Origin of the sequence: Micromonospora rhizosphaerae (genome assembly GCF_900091465.1) — a bacterium.
Classification (GTDB): Bacteria; Actinomycetota; Actinomycetes; order Mycobacteriales; family Micromonosporaceae; genus Micromonospora; species Micromonospora rhizosphaerae.
Genome location: NZ_FMHV01000002.1, coordinates 7,106,389 through 7,131,820, shown reverse-complemented (window position 1 = coordinate 7,131,820; position 25,432 = coordinate 7,106,389). Strand labels below are relative to the sequence as shown.

The 25,432-nt window shown below is 71.8% G+C and carries 27 protein-coding genes and 1 pseudogene; 14 read left to right on the top strand and 14 right to left on the bottom strand.

Going from position 1 to position 25,432, the window contains the following annotated elements:
- Positions 1-161: 161 nt before the first annotated feature.
- From GA0070624_RS33560 to GA0070624_RS33550, 3 genes are all read left to right on the top strand, one after another.
- Positions 162-1,076: a LysR family transcriptional regulator gene (locus tag GA0070624_RS33560; protein WP_091350414.1), complete on the top strand. Its 915-nt coding sequence runs from the start codon at positions 162-164 to the stop codon at positions 1,074-1,076.
- 99 nt (positions 1,077-1,175) lie between these two features.
- Positions 1,176-1,742: a cysteine dioxygenase family protein gene (locus tag GA0070624_RS33555; protein WP_091347783.1), complete on the top strand. Its 567-nt coding sequence runs from the start codon at positions 1,176-1,178 to the stop codon at positions 1,740-1,742.
- A complete protein-coding gene (locus GA0070624_RS33550; RefSeq protein WP_218105354.1) occupies positions 1,739-2,920 on the top strand; it encodes a YeiH family protein in 1,182 nt (393 codons plus the stop codon). The genes GA0070624_RS33555 and GA0070624_RS33550 overlap by 4 nt, the downstream gene beginning before the upstream one ends.
- Before the next feature lie 253 nt (positions 2,921-3,173).
- Here the strand turns inward: GA0070624_RS33550 and GA0070624_RS33545 are convergent, their stop codons facing one another.
- Positions 3,174-3,722, bottom strand: coding sequence for a TetR/AcrR family transcriptional regulator (locus GA0070624_RS33545; protein ID WP_091347780.1), 549 nt, complete (start codon positions 3,720-3,722; stop codon positions 3,174-3,176).
- 112 nt (positions 3,723-3,834) lie between these two features.
- Here GA0070624_RS33545 and GA0070624_RS33540 point away from each other — a divergent pair, with 112 nt between their 5' ends.
- The gene (locus GA0070624_RS33540) at positions 3,835-4,179 is read left to right on the top strand and encodes a hypothetical protein (protein ID WP_141715233.1); all 345 of its coding nucleotides are present in this window, start codon (positions 3,835-3,837) and stop codon (positions 4,177-4,179) included.
- A 189-nt stretch (positions 4,180-4,368) separates the two neighbouring features.
- Here the strand turns inward: GA0070624_RS33540 and GA0070624_RS33530 are convergent, their stop codons facing one another.
- The 6 genes from GA0070624_RS33530 to GA0070624_RS33505 form a co-directional block, all read right to left on the bottom strand.
- Positions 4,369-5,571 carry an ABC transporter permease gene (locus tag GA0070624_RS33530; protein WP_091347770.1) on the bottom strand — a complete coding sequence of 401 codons (1,203 nt, stop codon included), beginning with the start codon at positions 5,569-5,571 and terminating at the stop codon, positions 4,369-4,371.
- Entirely contained in the window at positions 5,568-6,275 is a 708-nt protein-coding gene (locus GA0070624_RS33525; protein WP_091347766.1) for an ABC transporter ATP-binding protein, read from the bottom strand. The genes GA0070624_RS33530 and GA0070624_RS33525 overlap by 4 nt, the downstream gene beginning before the upstream one ends.
- Positions 6,276-6,277: 2 nt before the next feature.
- Positions 6,278-7,369 (bottom strand): peptidoglycan-binding protein, encoded by a 1,092-nt coding sequence (locus tag GA0070624_RS33520; RefSeq protein ID WP_091347761.1) that lies wholly within the window; start codon positions 7,367-7,369, stop codon positions 6,278-6,280.
- Positions 7,370-7,374: 5 nt separating this feature from the next.
- Positions 7,375-7,941, bottom strand: coding sequence for a hypothetical protein (locus GA0070624_RS33515; RefSeq protein WP_091347758.1), 567 nt, complete (start codon positions 7,939-7,941; stop codon positions 7,375-7,377).
- A gap of 223 nt (positions 7,942-8,164) precedes the next feature.
- Positions 8,165-9,232: a sensor histidine kinase gene (locus GA0070624_RS33510; protein WP_218105353.1), complete on the bottom strand. Its 1,068-nt coding sequence runs from the start codon at positions 9,230-9,232 to the stop codon at positions 8,165-8,167.
- Between the two features lie 88 nt (positions 9,233-9,320).
- Complete coding sequence (locus tag GA0070624_RS33505; protein ID WP_091347754.1) at positions 9,321-9,977, bottom strand: response regulator transcription factor; 657 nt, start codon at positions 9,975-9,977, stop codon at positions 9,321-9,323.
- A 339-nt stretch (positions 9,978-10,316) separates the two neighbouring features.
- Here GA0070624_RS33505 and GA0070624_RS36260 point away from each other — a divergent pair.
- Positions 10,317-10,619, top strand: a pseudogene (locus tag GA0070624_RS36260) (alanine racemase); the annotation flags it as partial.
- A gap of 165 nt (positions 10,620-10,784) precedes the next feature.
- Here the strand turns inward: GA0070624_RS36260 and GA0070624_RS33495 are convergent.
- A complete protein-coding gene (locus tag GA0070624_RS33495; protein ID WP_091350401.1) occupies positions 10,785-11,573 on the bottom strand; it encodes a M23 family metallopeptidase in 789 nt (262 codons plus the stop codon).
- Between the two features lie 260 nt (positions 11,574-11,833).
- The gene (locus GA0070624_RS33490) at positions 11,834-12,550 is read right to left on the bottom strand and encodes a M23 family metallopeptidase (protein WP_091347751.1); all 717 of its coding nucleotides are present in this window, start codon (positions 12,548-12,550) and stop codon (positions 11,834-11,836) included.
- Positions 12,551-12,935: 385 nt separating this feature from the next.
- Here GA0070624_RS33490 and icmB point away from each other — a divergent pair, with 385 nt between their 5' ends.
- From icmB to sucD, 4 genes are all read left to right on the top strand, one after another.
- Complete coding sequence (gene icmB, locus GA0070624_RS33485) at positions 12,936-13,340, top strand: coenzyme B12-dependent isobutyryl CoA mutase small subunit (protein ID WP_091347749.1); 405 nt, start codon at positions 12,936-12,938, stop codon at positions 13,338-13,340.
- 405 nt (positions 13,341-13,745) lie between these two features.
- On the top strand, positions 13,746-14,687 hold the full coding sequence (locus tag GA0070624_RS33480) for a hypothetical protein (protein WP_141715232.1): 942 nt from the start codon (positions 13,746-13,748) through the stop codon (positions 14,685-14,687).
- A gap of 181 nt (positions 14,688-14,868) precedes the next feature.
- The gene (sucC, locus tag GA0070624_RS33475) at positions 14,869-16,047 is read left to right on the top strand and encodes an ADP-forming succinate--CoA ligase subunit beta (protein WP_091347741.1); all 1,179 of its coding nucleotides are present in this window, start codon (positions 14,869-14,871) and stop codon (positions 16,045-16,047) included.
- A gap of 2 nt (positions 16,048-16,049) precedes the next feature.
- A complete protein-coding gene (sucD, locus tag GA0070624_RS33470) occupies positions 16,050-16,937 on the top strand; it encodes a succinate--CoA ligase subunit alpha (protein ID WP_091347739.1) in 888 nt (295 codons plus the stop codon).
- 48 nt (positions 16,938-16,985) lie between these two features.
- Here sucD and GA0070624_RS33465 read toward each other — a convergent pair whose 3' ends face one another.
- Complete coding sequence (locus tag GA0070624_RS33465; RefSeq protein WP_091347735.1) at positions 16,986-17,249, bottom strand: hypothetical protein; 264 nt, start codon at positions 17,247-17,249, stop codon at positions 16,986-16,988.
- Between the two features lie 159 nt (positions 17,250-17,408).
- Between GA0070624_RS33465 and GA0070624_RS33460 the strand changes: the two genes are divergently transcribed.
- On the top strand, positions 17,409-18,725 hold the full coding sequence (locus GA0070624_RS33460) for a cell division protein PerM (protein ID WP_091347732.1): 1,317 nt from the start codon (positions 17,409-17,411) through the stop codon (positions 18,723-18,725).
- 130 nt (positions 18,726-18,855) lie between these two features.
- Here the strand turns inward: GA0070624_RS33460 and GA0070624_RS33455 are convergent, their stop codons facing one another.
- On the bottom strand, positions 18,856-19,482 hold the full coding sequence (locus tag GA0070624_RS33455; RefSeq protein WP_091347728.1) for a DUF4190 domain-containing protein: 627 nt from the start codon (positions 19,480-19,482) through the stop codon (positions 18,856-18,858).
- Positions 19,483-19,514: 32 nt separating this feature from the next.
- Positions 19,515-19,811, bottom strand: coding sequence for a CD225/dispanin family protein (locus GA0070624_RS33450; RefSeq protein WP_091347726.1), 297 nt, complete (start codon positions 19,809-19,811; stop codon positions 19,515-19,517).
- 180 nt (positions 19,812-19,991) lie between these two features.
- Between GA0070624_RS33450 and purN the strand changes: the two genes are divergently transcribed.
- From purN to GA0070624_RS33435, 3 genes are read left to right on the top strand one after another with little or no spacing between them, the layout of a single operon-like run.
- Entirely contained in the window at positions 19,992-20,612 is a 621-nt protein-coding gene (gene purN / locus GA0070624_RS33445; RefSeq protein ID WP_091347723.1) for a phosphoribosylglycinamide formyltransferase, read from the top strand.
- The gene (purH, locus tag GA0070624_RS33440; RefSeq protein WP_091347720.1) at positions 20,609-22,180 is read left to right on the top strand and encodes a bifunctional phosphoribosylaminoimidazolecarboxamide formyltransferase/IMP cyclohydrolase; all 1,572 of its coding nucleotides are present in this window, start codon (positions 20,609-20,611) and stop codon (positions 22,178-22,180) included. The genes purN and purH overlap by 4 nt, the downstream gene beginning before the upstream one ends.
- Positions 22,181-22,209: 29 nt before the next feature.
- Complete coding sequence (locus tag GA0070624_RS33435) at positions 22,210-22,431, top strand: hypothetical protein (RefSeq protein ID WP_091347718.1); 222 nt, start codon at positions 22,210-22,212, stop codon at positions 22,429-22,431.
- Between the two features lie 94 nt (positions 22,432-22,525).
- On the opposite strand, the gene GA0070624_RS33430 is transcribed toward GA0070624_RS33435, so the two are convergent.
- Positions 22,526-23,029: a hypothetical protein gene (locus GA0070624_RS33430; protein WP_091347715.1), complete on the bottom strand. Its 504-nt coding sequence runs from the start codon at positions 23,027-23,029 to the stop codon at positions 22,526-22,528.
- A 34-nt stretch (positions 23,030-23,063) separates the two neighbouring features.
- Positions 23,064-24,107: an ABC transporter ATP-binding protein gene (locus GA0070624_RS33425; RefSeq protein WP_091347712.1), complete on the bottom strand. Its 1,044-nt coding sequence runs from the start codon at positions 24,105-24,107 to the stop codon at positions 23,064-23,066.
- Positions 24,108-24,522: 415 nt separating this feature from the next.
- Between GA0070624_RS33425 and GA0070624_RS33420 the strand changes: the two genes are divergently transcribed.
- Positions 24,523-25,383, top strand: a complete 861-nt coding sequence (locus GA0070624_RS33420; RefSeq protein WP_091347709.1) for a bifunctional methylenetetrahydrofolate dehydrogenase/methenyltetrahydrofolate cyclohydrolase — start codon at positions 24,523-24,525, stop codon at positions 25,381-25,383.
- The last annotated feature ends 49 nt before the right edge of the window (positions 25,384-25,432 follow it).

Genomic DNA, 25,432 nt, shown 5'->3' with positions numbered 1-25,432 from the left:
GCCGCCGCAGCCCGGCCCACCTGCAGCACTTGCTCGCCAGGCCGGGCCCGCGCTCATGCCGCCCGGTGACTGATCATGATCGGCATGTCGGGGACGCATGTGCGTCGGATATCACGCTCCGTGGCCTCGTGCAGGACAACCCGCGTGCCTATGATCCGGTGGTGTTCGACTCGCGCCACATCAGGACGTTCCACGAGGTGGTCCGGGCCCGGTCGTACTCGAAGGCGGCGCAGGCCCTGGGATACACCCAACCCGCGATCACCCAGCAGATGAAGGCCCTGGAGCGCGCGGTCGGCACTCCGCTGTGCACCCGCGTGGGGCGGCGGTTGCGGTTGACGGAGGCGGGGGAGACGCTGGCCCGCCACACGGAGAACATCCTCGGCAGCATGTCGGTCGCCCGGGAGCAGATGGCCGCGATAGCGCGGCTGCACACCGGCCGGGTGCGGGTGTGCGCGTTCCCCAGCGCCAACGCGACGCTGGTCCCCGAGGCAATGGCGCTGCTCGCCGTCGAGCATCCGGGAATCCGGGTGGAGTTGCTCGAGGACGAGCCGCCCGACTCGCTGCGACGGGTGGTGCAGGGCGAGAGCGACCTGACGCTGGCCTTCACCTATCCCGGCATGCGGGAGGAGGTGCCGGAGGACCTGGTGGAGGTCCCGCTGTTGGAGGACGAACTCACCGTCCTGCTGCCCGGCGGGCATCCGCTGGCCGAGCGCCACGAGGTCGAGCTCGCCGACCTCGCCGAGGAGCGCTGGATCGCAGGCTGCCTGCGCTGCCGCACCAACTTCCTGCACGAGTGCGCCCAGCTCGGGTTCACCCCCGACATCGTGTTCACCACCGATGACAACCTCGCGGTCCAGTCGCTCGTCGCGCAGGGCCTCGGCGTCGCGATGATGCCCGGGCTCGCCCTCTCCTTCCTCCGTCACGACAAGGTCAGTGGCCGCCCCCTGTCGCCCGCATCGCGGCGGCAGGTGTCGGCCTACGTCCTGCGCGAGCACCTGCGCATTCCGGCGACCGCCCGGCTCCTGAAGGCGCTCGCGTCGGTGGCCTGGCGGAGGAGGGCCGACCTCGCTGGGTGAGTCACGGCCGCGGTCTGCCGCATGGCCCATAAGCGTTCCTTGGGATCATGCAAATGACTGTTGTTGGACGTGATGGGTTGTAGCGGTCAGGCTGACGTCATGACCACTCCGGCCGCTGTTCCTGTCGTCACCGCCACCACCCCCCGCCTCGGGAGGCTGGTCGAGGAGGTGCGGGGCGTGGTGGACCGCGGCCTGCCGCACGATCTGACCGCGTACCTGGTGGGGGAGCGGCTCGCTCCCCACCTGGGCGCGCCCGATCTGCTCACCCCCGACCAGTACGAGGGTGATCCGGATCACTACCGCCAGCATCTCCTGCACGCCGAGCGGGACGGTGGGTTCTCGATCGTGGCCCTGGTCTGGCTCCCCGGCCAGCGAACCGCCATCCACGACCACGTCGCCTGGTGCGTCACGGGAGTCCATCAGGGCGAGGAGCACGAGCGGCGGTTCCGCCTGGTTTCCGACGGCACCACCGCCAGGCTCGTGGCGACCCAGGACGTTGTGAACCGGCAGGGCGAGGTGTGCGGCTTCGCGCCGCCCGGCGACATCCACCGGGTCTGGAACGGAGGGGACGGCATCGCGGTGTCCCTGCACATCTACGGAGCGGACATCTCCCGCCTCGGGACGAGTGTCCGGCGGGTGTACGACCAGCGGACCGACGAGTCGTGAGGGACGCGGGTACCGGGGCGTTGATCAGCGCGATGCGAAGCGAACTCCTCCCGGAGGCGCCCTCGCGGACCGGCGACGGCGACCACCCGGGGAGATGCCGCGACGGCCGTCCGGACGTCGCGAAGGGGTCCGCCGCGGCGCGGCTCCCGGGCCCGCGCTGGGGCGGGGGATCGGCCGTACTGCCCGGCCTGTTGGCCGCGAGCGCCGGGGCCGCCGGCGCCTGGGCGGTGCACTGGGCACTGCCCGCCGTGCCGGCGCTGACCGCGGCCATGGTGCTGGGGATCGCCGCCGCCCACCTACCCGTCGTCCGCGAGCGGGTGCGCGGCGTGGCCCGGCCCGGGCTGAGCGTCGCGGGCAAGCGGCTGATGCGGCTGGGCATCGTGCTGCTCGGGCTGAAGCTGAGCATGCAGGATGTGCGCGAGCTCGGGTGGCCGAGCATGGTAATGGTGGTCGCGGTGGTGGCGGCGACGTTCCTGGGCACGTGGTGGCTGGGCCGCCGTCTCGGCCTGCGCGGCGATCAACCGCTGCTGATCGCCGCCGGTTACTCGATCTGCGGCGCCTCGGCGATCGGCGCGGTCAGCGCGGCGACCGGCAGCGACGACGAGGACGCCGCGGCCTCGGTCGCCCTGGTGACGCTCTGCGGCACGCTGGCCGTCGCCGTCCTTCCGCTGCTGCAACAGCCGCTGGGACTCGACGACGTGCAGTTCGGACGCTGGGTCGGAGCGAGCGTGCACGACGTGGGGCAGGTCGTCGCCACCGCGCAGACCGCCGGGCCGGCGGCCCTCGGCGACGCCGTCCTGGTGAAGCTGATGCGGGTGGCGTTGCTCGCGCCGCTGGTCGCCGCCGTGGTGTTCGGACTCGGTCGGGCGCTTCGCGCCGGCACGCAGGGCGCCGACGGCGACGGTCCGCGGAGCCGGCGGCCGTCGCTCGTGCCCTTGTTCGTCGTCGGCTTCCTCGCCATGATCGGGTTGCGCAGTACCGGCTGGCTTCCCGAGGGTGTGCTCGTCGGCGCGTCCCTGGCGCAGGAGATCCTGCTCACCGCGGCACTGTTCGCCCTCGGGAGCGCGGTGCACCTGCCCACGCTTGCCCGCACCGGGGGGCGGGCCGCCGCTCTGGGGCTGAGCTCCTGGGCGGTCGTCGCCGGGGTGTCGTACGCGGGCGTGCTGTTGACCACCTGACCGTGCCTAGAGTCGGTAGTTCGGCGAGCGACAGCGCTGAGCGCAGCCAGGGAGGACGGGGTGTGGAAGCAAACTTTCGTACCCGGCGATGTCCTGAGCCTCTTATGAATCCGACCGCGGCTGCGCCGGGAGCAATCCCCGGAGGACCACCTCCGCCAGGGATTCGGCCAACTGCTCCCACTCTGCGGCAGATAGTGGTGCACGACCGACACGACGGGCGACCTCGCCCTGGGTCAGGGCCAGCGCGGGGCCACTAAGAGCGGTGAACAGGATGTCCATTGGTATTTTGGGCATCCGACCCGACTCCATCAGTCGCTTTGCGATCGGCTCGATTCGTTCCAGCATCGAAGCTGTGTACTTGCCGTAGATATAGTCCAGGCGTTCCGAGTTGAGCACAGACTCCGCGGCCAGAAATCCGGTTCATCTGCGGGACGTTCGCGGCGAGAGAGTAGAACGTCTTGACGATGTTCTCAAGTTTCTCGTAGTCGTCCGCATCGACGTCGAAGGCGACGGCAAGCTGCTTCATCAGGTCTTCCAAGACATGGTCAACTACCGCTCGGCAAAAGTTGATCTTCGAGCCGAAGCGATCGTTGATGAAATTGTGGCTGACCCCGAGACGCTTGGCGAGCTCGCGCACCGAGGCGCCCTCGTATCCCAATTCGGAGAAAGTGTCCAGCCCGCGTTGCAGAATCTCAGAGTCAGTGAGATTGACTTGCGGCGCCCTTGTCCGGACAGGTCGCCCCTGCCTCTGATTCGGCTGACTCTCGACCATCCCGGCCTCGCCCCATTCGTTGCCGAGCACGGGCGTAGGTCCTCGGCAGAGTTGTCGGTGCTCGGTGCGTTGGCCTGGAGACCTGCATTGGTTTCTCACTGGCTCGTCGGCAGGTTGTTCTCACCGATCTGTCGGTTTGATGGTGGACGGGGAGGCACGGCCGGAGTTCGGGCAGTGGTATGACCGGGTGCCCGACGTCGGCCCGGCTGGCAACCAGGCCTTCTTTGGCCGAGACGTGCTGGCGGGCCTGGTGCAGGGGATTCGGGACTTCCGGGAGCGCCGCCAGCAGTACCACGGGCCTGGGGCGACGCTGCTGGGCTGCGCGATGTGGATGGACGACCCGGAGCTGCTCGACGAGCTTGCCGCGCTGGAGGCGGCCTGCGTGGTGGTCAGCAAGCAGTCCCGGGACAAGAACGTGCAGCCGCCGCCCGCCGGAAAGCGTGGTCATCGCCCGCGATCGCGGGCCCAAGCCCTTCGAGCTCGGTGAGCTGCTCTCCGGGCGCATCGAACGCTTCCTGCTGCTCGTACGGCTGTTGAAGCCGGGTACCAGCGAATCCATGTTCGAGGTCGTCGGGGAGACCCGACCGGTCCGGCAGTTCCGACCAACACTCGGGCGGTTCCGCGGCGCCGGTCCGTCCGGCGGCGACCCCGGTCGGGACGCCGCCGGCCGGTCGGCTCAGACGCCCGCCAGCGCTTCCGTCGGCGTGAGCCGGGCGGCTCGCACGGCGGGGTAGAGTCCCGCGACCGCGCCGATCAGCAGCGTCGCGGTGAACCCGCCCGCCGTCGCCCATAGCGGCACCACGGCCGGCCAGTCCTGCGTGGCCGCGTACCCGCCGGTCACCACGACGCCGATCAGGATGCCGCCGAGGCCGCCGAGCGCGGACAGCAGCAGCGACTCCACCAGGAACTGCAGCAGGATCTGGCCGCGGGTGGCCCCGAGCGCCCGGCGCAGGCCGATCTCCGATCGGCGTTCGAGCACCGAGATGACCATCGTGTTCGTGACGCCGATCCCGCCGACCAGGAGCGCCACCGCGCCGAGGCCCAGCAGTAGGCCGCTGAACGCGTTCTCGGTGATCGTCCTGGCGGCCAGTGCGTCGGACGGCCGCGAGACCAGGACCTCGCTGGGAGCCCCCGGTTTCACGGTGCGCGGAAGGGCCTTGCGCACCTCGACCACCGCGTCTTGCGCCGTACGCGTGTAGACGGTCGTCGCGTGCCCGTCGAAGCCGAGGTAGGCCGTCGCGGCCGACCAGCCGACGAACACGGCGCGGTCCAGCTCCTCGGCCAGCGGCGCCGGCCGCAGCACGCCCACCACGGTGAAGCGGTGCTTGCCGACCACGATCTGCGGCTGTGCCGCGGCGTCGTCGATGCCGAGCCGCTGCGCCGCGGTCCAGCCCAGCACGGCGGTGGGGAAGTCGGCGGTGGGCTGGCTCAGCCAGCGCCCGCTGACCGGGCTGAGCCCGACCGTCTCCGGCAGGTCGAGGCGGCCCGCGTACACGGTGAGGCTGCCGGTCTGCGCGGGGTGGACGTGCTCGTTGCGGTACGCGTGCACGTCGGGCAGCCGGCCGACCGCCGACACCGCCTCCACCGACGCGATTCTTGCGATCATGGGGATCGCCTCGTCCGGTAGTTGCGTCGGCTTGTCGTCCGACGATCTGCCCGGCTCGACAGTCAGCAGGTTGGTGCCCAGTTCGTCCAGCTGCCGGTCCAGTTCGGCCTGGCTGGAGCTGGAGATGCCGACCACCGCGATCATCGCGGCGATGCCGATCGCGATACCGAGCGCGGACAGCGACACCCGCAGTCGGCGCGATCGCAGCCCGGCCGCGCCGACCCGCAGCACATCGCCCGGCGACAGCCGCCCGGGGCGGGGTGGGGCGCTCATAGGGCCGCCCCGATCCGCGCGGCGAACGGCACCACGCCGGGTTCGCGCTCGTCGCGCACGATGAGGCCGTCGGAGACCTCGACCCGCCGCGGCAGCCCTGCCGCCAGCTCCCGGTCGTGGGTGATGACCACGACGGTGGTGCCGGCCGCGTTCAGCTCCGTCAGCAGGCCCAGCACCGTCTCGCCGGAGGCGGAGTCGAGGTTGCCGGTGGGCTCGTCGGCCAGCAGCAGCGGCGGATCGCCGATCAGCGCCCGGGCGATCGCCACCCGCTGGCGCTCACCGCCGGACAGCTCGTGCGGCCGGTGGTGCAGCCGGTGGCCCAGGCCGACCCGTTCCAACGCGGCGTCGGCCCGCCGCAGCCGCTCCCGGGCGGCCACGCTCGAGTAGAGCAGGCCGTCGGCCACCGCCGTCCGCACCGCAACGCCCGAGGTCAGGTGGAACTGCTGGAAGACGAAGCCGATCGTGGCGGCCCGAAGGCCGGACAGCTGCCGGTCGGACAGGGCCGCCACGTCGTGCCCGCCGATGCGGACCTGGCCGCTGGTGGGGCGGTCCAGGGTGCCGATCAGGTTGAGGAGGCTGGACTTGCCCGATCCGGAACGCCCGACGACTGCGACCGCCTCGCCGTATTCGATGTCGAGGTTGACCCCGCGTACGGCCCGTACCCCGCCGGGGTAGGTCTTGGTGACGTCCGTCAGTTCGACCACGTTCACTCCGCGACCCCCACGGTGACGCCCTCGGCGATGCCGTCGCCGCTGATCTCGACCTTGCCGCCGGCGAACAGCCCCGTCTCCACGGGCACGACCCGGCTGGTCGCGCCGTCACGCAGTTCCACGCCGTAGCCGCGCTCGCCGATGGCGAGCAGCGCCTGGATCGGCACGACGAGCACGTTGGTGTGCTCGGCGGTGACGAAGCGGACCGTCACCGGCCCGGGCTCCCGCTCGGCTGTGGCTTTCAGGACCAGCTGCACGGTGACCTTGGGCTCCCCCTGATCCGGCGGCGGATCCGCGGGCGTGTCGCCGGTGGACCGGGGTGTCACCACGCCGAGCACGGTCGCCTCCACCGGTGCGCCGCCGGGCAGCGTGACGGTGGCCTTGGCGCCCTTCTTGGTCAGGTCGGGTTCGGTGGCCGGCACCTTCGCGGTGACGATGAGGGTGATCGGGCCGGCGGTGACGATGTCACCGGCGGCCGGCGCCCCGAGCCGGGCCGTCTGGGTGGCGATCCGCAGCGGACCGGGCGCGACGATCACGTCCGTCGACGCCACGGTGCCCGTGACGGGCAGCCCCAGCTCTTTCTGCCACCGCTTGACGGCCGCCGCGGTCGACGCGGAGTAGGAGGTGTCGGCCTTGAAGCCGGTGTACTTCAGCGCAATCAGGTTCGCCTCGAGCTGGGCGACGTCCGGGCCTTTGACCCCGTCGGCGAGGACCCGGTAGAACGGCAGCCGGCCGTAGAGCAGCACGATCGGGTTGTTGTCCGCACGCAGCAGCGGCTGTCCGCGCCGCACCGTGCTGCCGGCCGCCGCGAGCCAGGTCAGGGTGCCGGCCGCCTTGGACGTGACCGCCGACGCCTGGCCGTAGCCGATCTCGCCCTCGACGACCGTGGCCGCCGTGACCGTGGACCGCGTCACCTTGACCGTGTCGACCGCGGGAGCGCCGACGGGGCTGTCGTCCCCGCCCCCGGCGAAGACCCCGGCGGACATCGCCGCCGCCGCGGCGACCACCGCGGCGGCGACGACACCGAAGAGCACACGGCGCCATCGGCCGCTGATCCGACCGACCCGTCGCTGTTCCTGGCTGAGCATCTTCTTCAGCCGCCCGCCGGAGCGGTGAAGCAGATCTTCGCCGCCGCCTGGTACGCCGGTTCCGCCATCCGGTCCTTGATTTCCTGCTTCTGGCGCCTCAAGGTGGCGAAGTCGACCGGGGCGGGGTCGGGATCAGGGTCGGGGTAGCCCGGCACGCCGTTGTCGCGCATGCACTGCGCGATCGCCCGGCCCTTGCGTAGTTCCTCCTCGGTCGGCTTGCGGGGCGTGTCCTTTACCGGGGGGTCCAGCGCGGGCCACTTCTCGAAGCACTCGTCCAGGTCGGGAGTCAGCGTGTCCGGCCAGCCCGAGAATTCCATCATCGGGTTGTCGTGACCGAGGTAGCGGACCTCCGTCAGGCCCTTCTCGTTCAGGCACGTCGCGAGGTTCTGCTTCTGCTTGTCGTAGGCGTCCCACTGGCCGGCGGTGCCGGAGTCCGCCTCGCTGGTGGTCTCCGACTGGCCCGGCCCGCACGCCGTCAACACCGCCACCAGCAACGGCGCGCACGCCGCCAGTGCCGCGTACCGGATGCCACGCCCGGAAAGATGGCCCACACGTCCGCGGTCGATCGGCATCTACTTCTCCTCTGGAGCTGGGTTTCGCATCGCATATGACGTGCCGGTTCCGGCGGGAACGTCGTCGCCACGCCTGTGCTGGACGCCGGAGGGGTTCGCCGGCCGTCTCGGGTACACAGTCCACAAGAGGTGGTGTTATGCGGCGGTGAGCAGAATTCCTCACATCCCGCTAACATCATCCGAAGTCGATCGATTTACCGATTCCTCGGGTGCGGGCGTGGGTTCATGCCCGCGGGGCGTCACTGCGGGGCAGGATCACGCGCACCGACAGGCCGCCGTCGGGACGAGGGGTGGCCAGCGCGTCGCCGCCGTGGGCCTGGGCGACCGCACGCACGATGGACAGGCCCAGACCGCTGCCCCTGGCCGAACCCACCCGGTCGGTGAGCCGGCGGAACGGCTCGAACAGCGCCGGCACCTCGTGCGGCGAGATCAGCGCGCCCGTATTGGTCACGATGATCTCGGCCTGCCGGACCTCGGTCAGGGTCTGCACCCGCACGAAGCCGTGCGGGTGGTTGTAGCGGACCGCGTTGTCGACCAGGTTGCGGATCAACTGCTCCAGCAGGATCGGGTCGCCGACCACCGGCGCCGCTGCGAGTTGCGCCTGAACCTGCACCCGCTGCTCCGCGGCCGCCTTCGCGGTGACCTCGAGCGCATACCCCGCCAGTTGCGCCAGGTCGACCGACCGCCGGTCGGTGACCGCCTCCTCTGCCCTGGCCAGGGTGAGCAGCGAGTCGATCAGCCGTTCGTGGCGCAGGTTGACCGCGAGCAGGTTATCGCCTAGCTGCCTGACCTCGGCCGGGCTGTCCGGGCGGCTCATCGCAACCTCGACCAGGGTGCGGTTGAGCGCGATCGGGGTCTTCAGCTCGTGCGCGGCGTTGGCGATGAAACGGCCCTGCCCGGCGAACGCCCCGTCGAGGCGGTCCAGCATGCTGTCGAACGAGTCGGCCAAGCTCTTCACCTCACCCGGCGGCGCGTCCAGATCGATACGCTTGTGCAGGGTGCGCCCCGCGATCCGGTGCGCCGTCTCGGTGATAATGCTAAGCGGGCGTAGCAGCCGCCCCGACACGAACCAGCCCGCCGCGGTGACCACCACCCACACCACCAGCAGCGTCATCCCGCCCTTGAACAGCAGGTTCGCCTGCATCGAGTCCATGATCGCCTGCTTGGAGGCGAAGCCCTCCCCGATGTGCTCGCCCGCGACCGCCTGTTGCTCCGGCGGGAGCACCGCGTACTTCTCCTCGTACGCGACGTTCAGGCTGTACTCCATGCTGTTGTCGACCAGGATCAGCACGCCGCCGAGCACCCCGCTGCCCGCCAGGGCGAACAGCAGCTGAACACGACGGTCAGCCGGACCCGCAGGCTGCCGTGCCAGGAACCGTTCATCGCAACCGGTAACCCACTGCGGTCACCGTCTCGATGAGCTGCGGCTCCCCGAGCTTGCGGCGGAGCCCGCTGATGGTGACCCGGACGATGGTGGTGAACGGGTCCATGTGCTCGTCCCAGACCTTCTCCAGCAGCGTCTCGGCCGATACCACCGCGCCCTCGGCCCGCAGCAGCTCCTCCAGCACCGCGAACTCGCGGCGGGACAGGCCGACGTAGCGGCCGTCACGGTAGGTCTCGCGGTGGTGCGGGTCGAGCCGGATGCCGGCCCGTTCCAGCACCGGCGGCGTCGCCGGTCGGGCGCGCCGGCCAAGCGCCCGCACCCGGGCCACCAGCTCGGCGAACGCGAACGGCTTCGGCAGGTAGTCGTCGGCGCCGAGGCTGAGCCCGGCGACCCGCTCGGCCACCGTCACCGACACGGTGAGCATCAGCACCCGCACGTCCAGGCCCTGCGCCACGACCTGGCGGCACACCTCGTCGCCGTGCACCCGCGGCAGGTCGCGGTCCAGGACCATCACGTCGTACGCGTTGACGGCGAGCTTCTCCAGTGCCGCCGCCCCGTCGTAGGCGACGTCGACGGCGATGGCCTCCTGCCGCAGCCCCTCGGCGACGGCCTCGGCCATCAGCTCCTCGTCCTCCACGACCAGGACCCGCACCCCGCCACCTCCTCGACCGACCGACCGCCAAGTATGCACGGGCGTTGTTAGCAGGGTGTTAGTGAATTCCCTGTCGGCACGCTCACCCCCTCTGCTGTTGGCTACCGAGCGTGACTGGAAAGCTGGCCGAGGCGGTCGTCGACCTCGCGGCGGTCCCGGGCAACGTCGAACGGATCGCCGGGGCCACGAGCGCCGCGGTGATGGCCGTGGTGAAGGCGGACGGGTTCGGCCACGGCGCGTGCCGGTGGCCCGGGCCGCGCTGGCCGGCGGCGCCACCTGGCTCGGGGTCACCAGCGCCGCCGAGGCCTGCAGCTGCGCGCCGCCGGGCTCACCGCGCCGGTGCTGAGCTGGCTGCACGGCCCCAACACCGACTTCGCCGCGCTGGCCGCCGCCGACGTGGACGTGTCCGTGGCCGCCCCGGAGCTGCTCGACGCGGTCGCCGCCGCGGCCCGCGGCACCGGCCGCACCGCCCAGGTCCACCTGAAGATTGACACCGGCATGTCGCGGCACGGCGCGACCGCCGACGGCTGGCCGGAGCTGGTCGCCTGGGCCCGCAAGTACGAGCGGGAGGGCGTGCTGGCCGTGCGCGGCGTGTGGTCGCACCTGGCCACCGCCGACTCCTCGCCCTACGGCGTGACCGCGCAGCCGGCCGCGTTCGCCGAGGCCGTGAGCCACGCCCGCGACGCCGGGCTGGACCGCCAACCGCGGATCGGGAACGTGGCGGCGAACCTTCGCGCCTGTCGGAACCGACAAGTGCACCGACAGATCAATGAGAAACCGAAAGATCTAGTGGGAACCTACAGGTCGTCAGCAGGCCACGTCGATGCCCCGGGCGCGCAGGAACGGCGCCGGGTCGATCTGGTTCCACATCTGCCCCTTGTGCACCTCGAAGTGCAGGTGCGGGCCGGTGGAGTCGCCGGTGGAGCCCTCGTAGCCGATCACCTCGCCGACGCCGACCTTCTCCCCGACGGTGACGGCGAGGCGGCTCTGGTGGGCGTAGTGGGTGAGGTAGCCGTTGCCGTGGTCGATGAAGACCGAGATGCCGTACCCGTCGCCGACGTCGCCGGCCTTGACCACGGTGCCCGCGGCGGCGGCGTGGATCGGGGTGCCGGCCGGCATCGCGAAGTCGATGCCGGCGTGCAGCGTGCCCCATCGCATCCCGTAGCAGGAGGTGATCTCGGCGCCCTTCATCGGAATGACCCAGGAGGGCTTCGGGGCGGCGGTCCTCTTCGGCGTGGGCTTGGTCGTGGCCGCCTTCTGCGTCGGCGCGGGGCTGGCGGTGGACGGGCTCGGCGACGGGCTGACCGGGCTCGCGGAGGGGGTGACCGGGGCGGTCGACTCGCGCGCGGACCGGTCGGCCCGGGCGGCCGCCTCGGCGCGGGACTGGGCGTCGAAGTCGACGGCGGCGGGGGTGGGAGTGCCGTGGTCGGCGGTGGCGACGGTCGCGCCGCCGAGGCCGAGGCTGGCCAGGGCCAGCGCGCCGACGATGAGGTATGGGTTACGGCGGCTCTTCTGCTTGTGCAGTCGGTGCCGGCCGGGGGCGTGCACGGTCTTCTCGTTTTTGGTAGGGCTGTCTTCCTGCACGGGGACCTTCACCGAGTCGAGGGGCACTTGACCTCGAAATACTGGTGTCAGCCCGGTGAACGTTGGGTACAGGGAGCGCGGGGCGAGTGGGGCGCCTGGTCGTTCCTGCCCCTTTTTGTCCTGCGACGGGTGATCCAGCCCGGTAAAGGATCATGCAGGGGTGTGCCGTCACTCACATTCGGCGGTGTGAGCGAGCAGACATTGCCGGGCGGCGAGCAAACAAAAACCGCCCGGACCGTGTGATCCGGGCGGTAAACAGCCGATACGCAGCGTCAGGACGCGGCTACCTCGCTGTAAATTGCCTCGACTTGGAGCTTGATGTCCACTCCGCGCTCCTGCAGCCACGGCACCGGGTCCAACGGCTCCCCGTTGACATGGATCTCCAGGTGCAGGTGCGAGCCGTAGGAGTGGCCGGTGTTGCCGACCAGGCCGAGCTGGTCGCCGGCCTTGACCTGCTGGCCCTCCTTGACGCTCACTGCGGAGGAGTGGCCGTAGATCGCCTCGCTGCCGTCGGCGTGCCGGACGATCACCGCGTAGCCGTAGCCGCCGAACCAGCCGGCCTTGGTGACCGTGCCGTCATGGATGGCGACGTAGGGGGTGCCCTCCGGGGCGACCAGGTCCACGCCGGTGTGCAGCTTGCCCCAGCGCATGCCGTAGGGCGAGTTGAAGTCGTAGCCCTGCAGGGGCAGCAGCCAGACGTCCTGCTCGGCGGCGGCCTCGGTGCCGGCGCGTCCGCTGTCCCGGGACGCCCGGTCGGCGGCGTCGGCGCGGGCCGCCGCGTCCTGGCTGGTGACCGAGGCCTGCTTGAGCTCGTCGAGAACCGACGGGCTGACGCTCTTGGCGTCGGGGAGGGCGTTCGCGCCGAGCGCGACGATGCCGGCCCCGACGAAGGCGGTGGTGACGACTGCGGCGTAGCGGCTCCGCGGGGGGGTGGGTACGCGGCGGCGGCCACGATATCTATCGGGCTCAGACGACAGGCGCTGGCGCACGCACACCCTCCGTTGTCGGGGTTTCGATGCGGTCGGCCGGCGCCCGTGAAGCTCAAATGAACGTCGGCTGGCCGCGTCGCCACCCGTCCGTGGACCTGATGACAACCGTGGACACGTTAGCCAACCGCCACAGGAGTCACAAGGCGAAGCGCCGAATTGGCGTTTCTTTCTGTCCGTTTAAGTCCGCTGATGTCATAGGTCGTGCCACCGGTCGGCCAGCCCGATGACCGTCCGTTCGTCGCGCAGAGTGACCGTTCGGCGGAGGCGTCCGGCTTCCGGGTTGTCGGGTCGGACGCTATGCCACGGCCCGGGTTTCCGCGCCCGGGCGGGCCGGGTTACCGTTCGTTCAGGTGATAGCCGCGGAGCCGGTGAAAGGTGTGCGCTGATGAGCTCTCGTATCCGGGTCGTCGTCGCGAAGCCCGGCCTGGACGGCCACGACCGGGGCGCGAAGGTGGTCGCGCGTGCCCTCCGGGACGCCGGCATGGAGGTCATCTACACCGGCCTGCACCAGACCCCGGAGCAGATCGTGGAGACCGCGATCCAGGAGGACGCCGACGCGGTCGGCCTGTCCGTGCTCTCCGGCGCGCACATGACCCTCTTCAAGCGGGTGCTGGAGCTGCTCGCCGAGCGGGAGGCCCGGGACATCGTGGTCTTCGGCGGCGGCATCATCCCGGACGCCGACATCCCCGAGCTGGAGCAGCTCGGCGTGGCGAAGATCTTCACTCCGGGCGCCACCACCCAGTCGATCGTCGAGTGGGTCCGGCAGAACGTCGTCCAGCCGGTCGCCTGACCGCCCGGCCGCCAGCCTGGCCGGCGGTCCCGCTGCGGTCGCCGCGGGCGGACCCGGTCGGCAGGGGGACCCGGACAGGGGGAGGGGCCGGACGCACCCCTCACACGTCCGGCCCCTCTATGCACGATGCCCCGCCGCCACCCCTCGACCGACAGGGCATCGGCCGTCTCCCGTCGTCGCGCTGACCAGCGCTCCGACATCAGACTCAACGATGCCCCCACTGCGGGGTTACGCATCCCGGACAACATCCCCCGTACGGCTGACGGAGTTCGTCCGGCAGCGGCCGGTTAACCGGCCGCGGAGGGACGTGATCCGCTCCGAGCCGGCTCCCCGGGCGGGCCCGCTTCGTGACGTCGTGGGCCGTAACCTGTGGCTGCCCGCACCGATCCCCGCCGGGAGCCCGCCGTGACCCTTCCGCCGCATCAGCATTCGAATCCCGCCGACGAGTGGCCACCACCGGCCCCGCCGGCTGACGGCTGGCCACAGCCCCCGCATCAGCACGTCGGTCAGCCGGACGTTGGTCGGGCACAGCCGCCCGCCGGCCAGCCGGCCGAGTGGGGGCAGCCCGCGCACCCGCCGGCTCAGCCGGGTGGCGGTTGGGGGCAGCCGACCGCGGGCCCGTCGGCGGGCTGGGGACCGCCCGCGCAGCAGCCGGGTGGAGGTTGGCCGCAGCAGCCGTACCAGGGCGGAGCGGCTGCCGGCTGGTCGGCGCCGCAGCAGGCGTACCCGGGTGCCGGCTGGCCGCAGCCGGGCGGGCCGGCGCAGCTGCCGCCGCCCTGGCAACCGCCGCCCGCGCGGACGGCGAAGCGGATCCCGGAGGACCAGCCCTTCGTCGCCCGACCGAGCCTCCGCAAGCGGGCGCTGGCCCTCGGCGGGATGACCCTGCTGATCGGGCTGGTGATGGCCTGCCCGATGGGCCTGGCCGCCTCCTCCGAGAACGGGGGTGCGGAGATTCTCTTCGCCGTTCCGCTGATCATGCTGGCCTTCGCCCTGGTCGTGGGTCTCCAGCTGTGGCTCATCTCGTCCGGCGGCCCGGTGCTCGCGGTCGGGCCGGCCGGGCTCTGGATCAAGACCCGGCCCACCCGGGGGCAGGCGATCTGGCTGCCGTGGGAGGCGATCGACCAGATCTACCGGCGGCGCTGGGGGCTGGAGAAGATGCTCTGTGTGCGGGCGCGCGACCCGCGCGCGGGCGGTGACCTGGGCGCGTTCACCGCGCTCGACACCGGGATGTCGCAGGCGTTGTTCGGCACCGGCTTCACCGCCACGGTCAACTTCGCGGACCGCTCGGAGAAGGAGATCATGGAGGCGGTCCTGCGGCACTCCGCCGGCCGCTGCCGGGTCGCCTGATCCGTCGGGCCCGGCGGCTGTGCATTACCGCACACCCCGCACCCGCTCGGTTGCCCCCGGTTCCCATCTCGTTAGGCTGCGGCAAATGACCTGTCTCATCTGATGACAGGCGTCAAACTGATTTTCCAACGCTGGTGGCGGCGCGACGGCGCGCCGCGGAGACGGGACGGGACGCGCAATCGTGGACCTGTACGAGTACCAGGGGCGGGACCTGTTCGAGCGGCACGGGTTGCCCGTGCTCGCCGGCGGCGTCGCCACTACCCCGGAGGAGGCCCGCGCGATCGCCGAACGCCTCGGCGGTCGGGTGGTCGTCAAGGCGCAGGTGAAGGTCGGCGGCCGAGGCAAGGCCGGCGGCGTCAAGCTGGCCGAGGGCGCGGAGGAGACGGTGGCCCGGGCCACCGACATCCTCGGCATGGACATCAAGGGTCACACGGTCCACAAGGTCATGATCAGCGTGACCGCCGACGTGGCCGAGGAGTACTACCTCTCGTACCTGCTCGACCGGGCGAACCGCACCTTCCTCTGCATCGCCAGCGTCGCGGGTGGCATGGACATCGAGCAGGTCGCCGCCGAGACCCCGGAGAAGGTGGTCAAGGCCCCGATCGACGCCAACATCGGCGTGGACGAGGCGAAGGCGCGCGAGATCGTGACCGCCGCCGCCTTCCCGGCCGAGGTCGCCGACCAGGTCGTCGACGTCGCGGTCAAGCTGTGGCAGGCGTTCGTCGCCGAGGACGCCACGCTGGTCGAGGTGAACCCGCTGGCCAAGACCAAGGACGGCAAGCTGCTGCTGCTGGACGCCAAGGTCAGCCTGGACGACAACGCCGGTTTCCGGCACCCGGACCACGAGGCCCTGGTCGACCAGGCCGCGGTGGACCCGCTGGAGCAGGCCGCCAAGGAGAAGGACCTCAACTACGTCAAGCTCGACGGCGAGGTCGGCATCATCGGCAACGGCGCGGGTCTGGTCATGTCCACCCTCGACGTGGTCGCCTACGCCGGTGAGCGGCACGGCGGCGTCAAGCCGGCGAACTTCCTCGACATCGGCGGCGGCGCGAGCGCCGCGGTGATGGCGAACGGTCTGGAGATCGTCCTCTCCGACCCGTCGGTGAAGAGCGTCTTCGTCAACGTCTTCGGCGGCATCACCGCCTGCGACGAGGTCGCCAACGGCATCGTGCAGGCGCTGGCGCTGCTCGAGCAGCGGGGCGAGCAGGTCACCAAGCCGCTCGTGGTCCGCCTCGACGGCAACAACGCCGAGGCCGGTCGGGCGATCCTCGACGGCGCGAACAACCCGCTGGTCCAGCGGGTAGACACCATGGATGGCGCGGCCGAGCGGGCCGCCGAGCTGGCCGCTGCGGGGGTCTGATCATGGCAATCTGGCTGACCAAGGACTCCAAGGTCATCGTGCAGGGGATGACCGGTTCCGAGGGTTCCAAGCACACCCGGCGGATGCTCGCTGCCGGCACCAACGTCGTCGGTGGCGTCAACCCGCGCAAGGCGGGGCAGACGGTCGACTTCGACGGCACCGAGCTGCCGGTCTTCGCGAGCGTCGCGGACGCCATGAAGGAGACCGGGGCCGACGTCACGGTCATCTTCGTGCCGCCGCAGTTCACCAGGGGCGCGGTCATCGAGGCGATCGACGCCGGGATCGACCTGGCGGTGGTGATCACCGAGGGTGTCCCGGTGCACGACACCGCCGCCTTCTGGGCGTACAACGTGGCCAAGGGCGAGCGGACCCGGATCATCGGGCCGAACTGCCCGGGCATCGCCTCGCCGGGCGCCTCCAACGCCGGCATCATCCCGGCCGACATCACCGGCAGCGGCCGGATCGGCCTGGTCAGCAAGAGCGGCACGCTGACCTACCAGATGATGTACGAGCTGCGCGACATCGGCTTCTCGACCTGTGTCGGCATCGGCGGCGACCCGATCATCGGCACCACCCACATCGACGCCCTGGCCGCCTTCGAGGCCGACCCGGACACCGACGCGATCGTGATGATCGGTGAGATCGGCGGCGACGCCGAGGAGCGGGCCGCCGAGTTCATCAAGGCCAACGTCACCAAGCCGGTGGTCGGCTACATCGCCGGCTTCACCGCGCCGCCCGGCAAGACCATGGGTCACGCCGGCGCGATCATCTCCGGCTCGGCGGGCACCGCCGAGGCGAAGAAGGCGGCGCTGGAGGCGGTCGGCGTGAAGGTCGGCAAGACCCCGACCGAGACCGCCAAGCTGATGCGGGAGATCATGTCGGCCGGCTGAGCCGGTACGTGAGGCACCGAGGGGGTCGACCGGAAGCGGTCGGCCCCCTCACCTGTACCAGTACATGTTGTGGCCGGTGGCCCGCCAGATCGCGCTGGCGATGATGTTGATCACGCTCAATGCGATGGCCACGTAGCCGAGCGTGGGTGACTTGCCGAAGCGCTTGGCGTCCCGGATCGACAGGTAGCCGAAGACGATCCCCAGGATGCCGCAGCAGAGCAGCCCGACGACGATGCCCAGGACGCCCCAGAGCGTGGTGCGGTCCTTGCCGGGCGCCGGTGGTGGGGGCGGCGGCGGATACGGAGCGTTCACGGCGTCCTCCGGGCAGTCGGTGCCGCGACCGGACAGGTCGCGTCCTGGGCAGAGGCTAGACCGGATCGGGGGCGACGAGCCGGTGGATCACGCAACTCGCCGTCCTCGCCAGGCGGTATCGGAGTGCCGCCACCGGCGCGGCATGCCAGAGTAGAGCCAATGTCATCCGTCAGCCCTGACCAGACCCGCCGTACCGCCCCCGACGCCCGGCCGACCGGCCGCGCCCGGACGGCGCCCCGGGTGCCCGCGCCCCGGTCGGGGGAGGCGCCGCGCGGCCATGCGCCGCTGGTCGTCGCCGCCGCGGTGGCGGCCGGCTGGGCCGCAGTGACGTCCTGGCTGCCGGTCACCATCGTGCTCGGCCTGGCCCAGCTCAGCGAGGACGCCGGCTCCCTGTCCGGCGCCCTGCGCGCCGGGTTGGCCGGCTGGCTGCTCGGGCACGGGGTGGCGCTGGAGACCTCCGCCGGCCCGCTCGGCCTGGCGCCGCTGGCCCTGGCCGCGCTGGCCGCCTGGCGGCTGACCCGGGCCGGCGTGCACGTGAGCCGGGCGATCGGCGCCCGCGGTGGTCGCTCGCCCCGGCAGGCGCTCACCGTCGCGGTCGCCGTCGGCATCGGGTACGCGCTGCTCGGCGCCCTCGCCGCGCTCGCGGTCGGCGCAGGCGGCGTGCGGGCGTCCCCGGTCCGGGCGGCGGTGACCTTCGCGATCTTCGGGGCGCTGGCGGCGCTGGTCGGCGCGCTCCGCACCACCGGCGCATCGGGTCTGCTGGCACGGCGTTCCCCGGTGCCGCTGCGGGACGGGGTGCGCACCGGGCTGGTGGCCGCGCTGCTGCTGCTCGGCGCGGGCGCCGGGGCGGCCGGGCTGTCCGTGGCGACCGGGGGCGGCGACGCCGCCGACATGATCACGGCGTACCGAACGGGCGTGGCCGGTCAAGCCGGCATCACCCTGGTCAGCCTCGCGTACGCGCCGAACGCCACCATCTGGTCGGCCAGCTACCTGCTCGGTCCCGGGTTCGCCGTCGGCGCCGACACGGCGGTGCGGACCAGCGAGGTCTCGGTCGGCGCGCTGCCGGCCGTACCGCTGCTGGCCGGGCTTCCGCGCGGACCGGTCGACGGGCTCGGCGCCGGGCTGCTCGCGGTGCCGGTGCTGGCCGGCATGGCCGCCGGCTGGCTGCTCGCCCGGCGGCTGCTGCGGGCGGCCGCCGAGGACCGGGTGGTGGTCGGCTGGGGGGCGCTGCTCGCCCCGGCGGCCCTCTCCGGACCGGTCGCCGGAATGCTGCTCGGCGCGGCCGCCGCGATCTCCGGCGGGCCGCTCGGCGGTGGCCGGCTGGCCGAGATGGGCCCGGTGCCCTGGCAGGTGGCCGGGGTGGCCACCGCCGTCATCGCCGTCGGCGCGCTGCTCGGCGCCGCCACCACCAAGTCCCTCGCCCGCCCGTCCGGCGCCGACCCCGCCCCGCCCCGACCGGCCGCCGCCCGGTCCTGACCGCGCCGCGCCGACCTACGGGCGCCCCGACTCGCCCGTCGCGGACACGGCGAGGGCGGCCCTTCACCCGGCCGTCCGCGGACACGGCGAGGGGCGCCCGGACGGGTCCGGACGCCCCTGTCGAGCCGGGTCAGGAGAAGTTGTTCAAGTTGATGGCCGCGCCGGCGATCGCGTTGATGATGCCGATCACGACACCGATCGCACCGCAGATCAGGCCCGCCTTGGCCTGGCCCGCGTTGCTCGCCTCGCCCTGCTGGGCCTTCTTCTGGCCGAGCACGCCGAGCACCACACCGGCGATGCCGGCCGGGATGCCGAGCGCCGGGCAGCAGAGACCGAGCACGATGGAGGCGATGCCGGCGATCATGCCGATCAGGCCGAGGGTGTTGTTCTGCCCCTGCGGCATCGGGTAGCCGGCGTTCGGGTAGGTCGGCGCGGCGCCGTAGGCCTGCTGCTGCGCGTACGGGTCCTGGTACGGCTGCTGCCCATAGGGCTGGCCCGAGGTGGGCTGCCCGTACGGCTGTCCGGAGGTCGGCTGGCCGTACGGCTGACCCGAGGTCGGCTGCTGCCCGTACTGCGGCGGCTGCGGCGGCTGGGAGTACGGGTCCTGCGGCTGGCCGTACGGCTGGCCGGAGGTGGGCTGCTGGCCGTACTGCGGGGCCTGGGGCGGCTGGGCGTACGGGTCGCGGTACTGCGGGGAGGTCGGGTCCTGCGGGGGCTGCTGGCCGTACGGGTCCTGACCGGGGTAACCGGGCTGCATGCGAAGGCGCTCCTCAGACTGGGGGTCGGCGGTCAGTAGGTCGAGTTGTTGCCGCTCATGATCGCGCCAAGGCCGCCGAGGACGCAGCACAGGATGGAGATGGCCCAGCCGATGAGACCGATGATCAGGGCCCACTTGGACCACTTCTTCGACTCGGCGGCCGCCGCCTGGGCGCCCGCGTAGTCACCCTGCTGGAGCAGCGGGTTGACCTTGGAGGCGTTGATGATGGCCGGGATGGCCAGCGGCCAGAAGAGGAAGATGGCGACGATGGACATCGTCATGTTGTTGTCGATCTGCGGCGGCTGCTGCTGGGGGTAACCGGGCTGCATGGGGTGTACTCCTCGTTCGGTCGGCACCCGTGGATGCCGGTTCGCTGACGGGTGCGGCGCCGGGCGTGCATGGGGGCACCGAGCGTTCGGCAGCGTATCGCGTCCGCGCCACCCGGGTGATCACCCGAAACGTCGCTGCCCGACGGCGGGACACCTCGAACTGCCCGATAGGGTGACCTCGTGACCGAGCCCGCGTCCGTCGCCCGTCTCGTCGTCCTCGTCTCCGGCTCCGGCAGCAACCTCCAGGCGCTGCTGGACGCCGCCGCCGACCCCGGGTACGGGGCGAAGGTGGTCGCCGTCGGCGCTGACCGGGACGGGATCGCCGGGCTCGACCGGGCCGCCGCGGCCGGGGTGCCGACCTTCGTCGACCGGCTGAAGGACCACCCGACCCGGGAGGACTGGGACCGCGCGCTCACCGCGCACGTCGCGGAGCACAAGCCCGACCTGGTGATCAGCGCCGGCTTCCTCAAGCTGGTCGGCCCGCACTTCCTGGCCGCGTTCGGCGACCGCTACCTCAACACCCACAACACCCTGCTGCCGGCATTCCCCGGCATCCACGGCCCCCGGGACGCCCTCGCCTACGGCGTGAAGATCACCGGGGCCACCCTCTTCTTCGTCGACGCCGGGATGGACACCGGCCCGATCGTCGCCCAGGTCGCCGTACCGGTGCTGGACGACGACGACGAGGAGACGCTCACCGAGCGCATCAAGTCCGCCGAGCGCCGCCAGCTCGTTGAGCAGGTCGGTCGGCTGGTCCGTCAAGGTTGGACGATCACCGGAAGAAAGGTCACGATTCCGTGAGTTCCACTCAGGACGAGCGCCGCCCGATCCGGCGGGCGCTGGTCAGCGTCTACGACAAGACCGGGCTGGTTGAGCTGGCCCGGGCACTGCACGCCGCCGGGGTGGAGATCGTGTCGACCGGCAGCACCGCGGCGACGATCTCGGGCGCGGGCGTGCCGGTGACCCCGGTGGACCAGGTGACCGGCTTCCCGGAGATCCTCGACGGCCGGGTCAAGACCCTGCACCCGAAGATCCACGGTGGCCTCCTCGCGGACCTGCGCAAGGACTCCCACGCCGCCCAGCTCGACGAGCACGGCATCGCCGGGATCGACCTGCTGGTCTCCAACCTCTACCCGTTCCAGGCCACGGTCGCCTCCGGCGCCAGCCAGGACGAGTGCGTGGAGCAGATCGACATCGGCGGTCCGGCGATGGTCCGGGCCGCGGCCAAGAACCACGCCTCGGTGGCGGTGGTGACCGACCCGGCGGCGTACCCGGCGCTGCACGCCGCCCTCGGCGAGGGCGGCTTCACCCTGACCCAGCGCCGGGTGCTGGCGGCCCGGGCGTTCGCCGCGATCGCCGAGTACGACGTGGCCGTGGCGAACTGGTGCGCCGTCGAGCTCGCTCCTGCGGACCAGGAGTGGCCGGAGTTCGCCGGGCTGGCCCTGCGCCGCCAGGCGGTGCTCCGCTACGGGGAGAACCCGCACCAGCCGGCCGCCCTCTACGCCGACCCGGACGGCACGGCCGGGCTGGCCCAGGCCGAGCAGCTGCACGGCAAGGAGATGTCCTACAACAACTACGTCGACGCGGACGCCGCCTGGCGGGCCGCGAACGACTTCGCCGAGCAGCCGGCCGTGGCGATCATCAAGCACGCCAACCCGTGCGGCATCGCGGTGGGCGGGGACGTCGCCGAGGCGCACCGTAAGGCGCACGCCTGCGACCCGGTGTCGGCGTACGGCGGGGTGATCGCCGTGAACCGCCCGGTGAGCGTGGAGCTGGCCCGGCAGGTCGCGGAGATCTTCACCGAGGTGCTGGTGGCGCCGGAGTTCGAGCCCGGTGCCGTCGAGATCCTCCAGGGAAAGAAGAACATCCGGCTGCTGCGCGCCCCGGCCTTCGCGCCGCGGCCGGCCGAGTGGCGGCAGGTGACCGGCGGCGTGCTGGTCCAGCTGCGCGACGGGATCGACGCCGACGGCGACGACCCGGCGAACTGGCGGCTCGCCACCGGCGACGCGGCCGACGAGGCGACCCTGCGGGACCTCGCCTTCGCCTGGCGGGCCGTCCGGGCGGTGAAGAGCAACGCGATCCTGCTGGCGCAGGACGGGGCCACCGTCGGCGTCGGCATGGGTCAGGTGAACCGGGTGGACTCGGCGCGCCTCGCGGTCAGCCGGGCCGGTGCCGACCGGGCCAAGGGCTCGGTCTGCGCCTCGGACGCCTTCTTCCCGTTCCCCGACGGCCCGAAGATCCTCATCGACGCGGGCGTCCGGGCGATCGTCCAGCAGGGCGGCTCGATCCGCGACGAGGAGGTCATCGCCGCGGCGAAGGAGGCCGGCGTGACCATGTACCTCACCGGCACCCGGCACTTCTTCCACTGACCGCCTCGTCTCGGCGAAACCTGCCGGACGTGCCGGCCAGCTCGATCAAGGAGCTGCCCAACGGCGCGCTGGTGCTCGCCACCGACCTGGCCACCTTCTACCGCGCCCCCGGCGCCACCGACTGGCAGCGGCTTGGCACCGGCCTGCCGCTGACCGTCGGCATGGACGCCGAGTACAACGCGATCGACAACTCGGTCTACGTGGCCACCCACGGCCGCGGCATCTGGGCGTTCGATCTGGCCCAGCTCTGACCGTCGGGCCGCCGGTTCCCGAGCCGGCCGGCCCGTGCGACAGGAGGCCCCGTCCTGGCGAGAGGATGGGGCCTCCGTCGTGTGTGGTCGTGGGTCAGCCCGCTCTGAGGGTGACGGCACCCCGGGTTCCGTCGGTCCGATCCGCCCGGATGGTCCAGCAGCCGGCGGTGGGGAAGGTCCACTGGCTGCCCCACTCGTCCCCGGGGCGCTGCCAGGTGCTCCCGCCGGTGTGCCCGATGACCTCTATCGGCTCCGCGGTGGTGCCCTCCGGCCCCTCGGCCCGGAGCGTCAGGTCGCCGGCGCCCGTCATCCGGAAGGCGATCTTCGTTGGCTTGCCCACCCTGAGCTCTCCGCCTTCAAGGAAGAGCAGTGCCCAGAAGACGCCCGGAGTGCCCCCGACCTCGGCCAGCCCCGAGCCGTACTGGTTGGCCGGCGGACAACTCGGGGCCGGAACGGCGGCGTCAGCCGGCGAGCTGGCGACGGGCTCCGGGCCGGTCCCGGACGGCTTCCCGGCCGACTCGCCGCCGCGCTCACAACCCGCCAGCGCCGCCAGCGCGACCAGCGCCGTCAGCGCCAGGCGGGATCGACGGGATCTCATCTGCCCAGTCTGCCGCCCCAGATCAACGCGGTCGTCAGGCCGCGCTGGGGCGTACCTCGGCGAAGTGGCAGGCCGAGGGGTGCGGGTCCGCCGCGCGGAGCACCGTGTGCGGCTCCTTGTTGGCGCAGATCTCCTGGGCCTTCCAGCAGCGGGTGCGGAACCGGCAGCCCGACGGCGGGTCGGCCGGCGACGGCACGTCGCCGTGGAGCCGGATGATGTTCCGGTTCTCGCGGGCGCCGGGGTCCGGCACCGGCACCGCCGAGAGCAGGGCCTGGGTGTACGGGTGGGTGGCCCGCTCGTAGATCTCCTGCTCGGTGCCGATCTCGACGATCTTGCCCAGGTACATCACCGCGACCCGGTCCGAGATGTGCCGAACCACGGACAGGTCGTGGGCGATGAAGATGTACGACAGCCCGAACTCGTTCTGGAGCTTCTCCAGCAGGTTGATCACCTGGGCCTGGATCGACACGTCGAGCGCGGAGACCGGCTCGTCGCAGACGATGATCTCGGGCCGCAGGGCGAGCGCCCGGGCGATGCCGATGCGCTGGCGCTGACCGCCGGAGAACTGGTGCGGGTACCGGTTGATGTGCTCGGGGTTGAGGCCGACCAGGTCGAGCAGCTCCTGCACCCGCTGCCGCCGGCTGCCCCTCGGTGCCGCGTCCGGGTGGATCTCGAAGGGCTCGCCGATGATGTCGCCGACCGTCATCCGCGGGTTCAGCGAGGTGTACGGGTCCTGCATCACCATCTGCATGTTGCGGCGCAGCCGGCGCAGCTCGGCCCCGGAGGCCTTGAACAGGTCCCGACCCTCCAGGCTGGCCCGACCCGCGGTGGGGGTCTCCAGCCGCATCAGCAGCCGGGCCAGGGTGGACTTGCCGCAGCCGGACTCGCCGACCACGCCGAGCGTCTCGCCCCGGCGTAGCTCGAAGCTGACCCCGTCGACGGCCTTGACCGCGCCGACCTGGCGCTTGAGCAGCACGCCCTGGGTGATCGGGTAGTGCTTGACCAGGTGGTTGACGGAGAGGATCGTCTCGCCGCGGACCTTGCCAGCCGCGAGATCGGCTCCAGCAGCCCCACGCATTGGGCCTCCTCATCTCCTCACGCTGCGCAGCCAGCCTTGGCGCTGAGTAACGCTGTGCAACGATCGACAACGGTAGGTCGTCCAGGTGGGCTTCGACAAGGAGAGCGATGCGAACCGGCAACGGTGTGGCCCCCCGCCTTGTCGACTACCGGCGTGTCTGCTGTCGCGGAAGGTCCCCGAACCCATGCTCAAAGACAATGTCGGGCCCCTGTCGGAGCTGTCGGGCAGTCGGGGCGCCGCCCAGTGGTTCGGCGGACCCAGTGCGCTTCGTGCCTCTTGCTGGTCGACTGTCCGACCCGCCAGATGACGTGAGACAGAGATAGTCCGTCACTTTCGGTGACGAACATCTCGTAGCGGATCGTCACCGTCGGCCATCGTCGGATTCGCTGGCCCTTTCGCATGAGACGATCTGGGCGTGACGGCGATGATCCTGGACGGCAAGGCCACCGCGGCGGCGATCAAGGACGAGCTGCGGGTGCGGGTCAAGGCGCTGGCGGAGCGCGGCATCACGCCGGGTCTGGGCACGGTCCTGGTCGGCGCGGACCCCGGCTCCCAGGCGTACGTCAACGGCAAGCATCGCGACTGCGCCGAGGTGGGCATCGCCTCGATCCGTCGGGAGTTGCCCGCCGATGCGACCCAGGAGCAGGTCGACGAGGTGCTGGCCGAGCTCAACGCCGACCCGGCCTGCCACGGCTACATCGTCCAGCTGCCGCTTCCGGCCCACCTGGACACCCAGCGGGCGCTGGAGATGATCGACCCGGCCAAGGACGCCGACGGCCTGCACCCGGTCAACCTGGGCCGGCTGGTGCTCGGCTACGAGGGTCCTTTGCCCTGCACGCCGCGCGGCATCGTGGAGCTGCTCCGCCGGTACGACGTGGCGCTGCGCGGCGCCAAGGTCGCGGTGGTCGGCCGGGGCAACACGGTGGGCCGCCCGCTCGGCCTGCTGCTCACCCGGCGCAGCGAGAACGCCACGGTGACCCTCTGCCACACCGGCACCCTCGACCTCGCCTCGCACACCCGCGCGGCGGACATCGTGATCGTCGCGGCCGGCGTGCCGGGGCTGCTCACCGCCGACATGATCACGCCGGGTGCGACCGTGGTGGACGTCGGCATCACCCGGGTGATCGGCCCCGATGGCAAGGGCCGCTACACCGGCGACGTCGATCCCGAGGTGGCCGAGGTGGCCGGCGCGCTGGTGCCGATGCCGGGCGGGGTCGGTCCGATGACCCGGGCCATGCTGCTCACCAACGTGGTCGAGCGCGCCGAGCGGGACTGAGGGCCCCAAGCGCGCCATAACCGTCCGCCCCTGGCCCGATCGGTGCCAG

What these genes read in the sequence shown, in the direction of transcription:
- GA0070624_RS33555 (WP_091347783.1), top strand. Translation starts at nt 1,176, where the DNA reads ATGACCACTCCGGCCGCTGTTCCTGTCGTCACCGCCACCACCCCCCGC.
- GA0070624_RS33530 (WP_091347770.1), bottom strand. Translation starts at nt 5,571, where the DNA reads ATGAGCGCCCCACCCCGCCCCGGGCGGCTGTCGCCGGGCGATGTGCTG.
- GA0070624_RS33520 (WP_091347761.1), bottom strand. Translation starts at nt 7,369, where the DNA reads ATGCTCAGCCAGGAACAGCGACGGGTCGGTCGGATCAGCGGCCGATGG.
- GA0070624_RS33515 (WP_091347758.1), bottom strand. Translation starts at nt 7,941, where the DNA reads ATGCCGATCGACCGCGGACGTGTGGGCCATCTTTCCGGGCGTGGCATC.
- icmB (WP_091347749.1), top strand. Translation starts at nt 12,936, where the DNA reads ATGAGCTCTCGTATCCGGGTCGTCGTCGCGAAGCCCGGCCTGGACGGC.
- sucD (WP_091347739.1), top strand. Translation starts at nt 16,050, where the DNA reads ATGGCAATCTGGCTGACCAAGGACTCCAAGGTCATCGTGCAGGGGATG.
- GA0070624_RS33460 (WP_091347732.1), top strand. Translation starts at nt 17,409, where the DNA reads ATGTCATCCGTCAGCCCTGACCAGACCCGCCGTACCGCCCCCGACGCC.
- GA0070624_RS33455 (WP_091347728.1), bottom strand. Translation starts at nt 19,482, where the DNA reads ATGCAGCCCGGTTACCCCGGTCAGGACCCGTACGGCCAGCAGCCCCCG.
- GA0070624_RS33450 (WP_091347726.1), bottom strand. Translation starts at nt 19,811, where the DNA reads ATGCAGCCCGGTTACCCCCAGCAGCAGCCGCCGCAGATCGACAACAAC.
- GA0070624_RS33430 (WP_091347715.1), bottom strand. Translation starts at nt 23,029, where the DNA reads ATGAGATCCCGTCGATCCCGCCTGGCGCTGACGGCGCTGGTCGCGCTG.
- GA0070624_RS33425 (WP_091347712.1), bottom strand. Translation starts at nt 24,107, where the DNA reads ATGCGTGGGGCTGCTGGAGCCGATCTCGCGGCTGGCAAGGTCCGCGGC.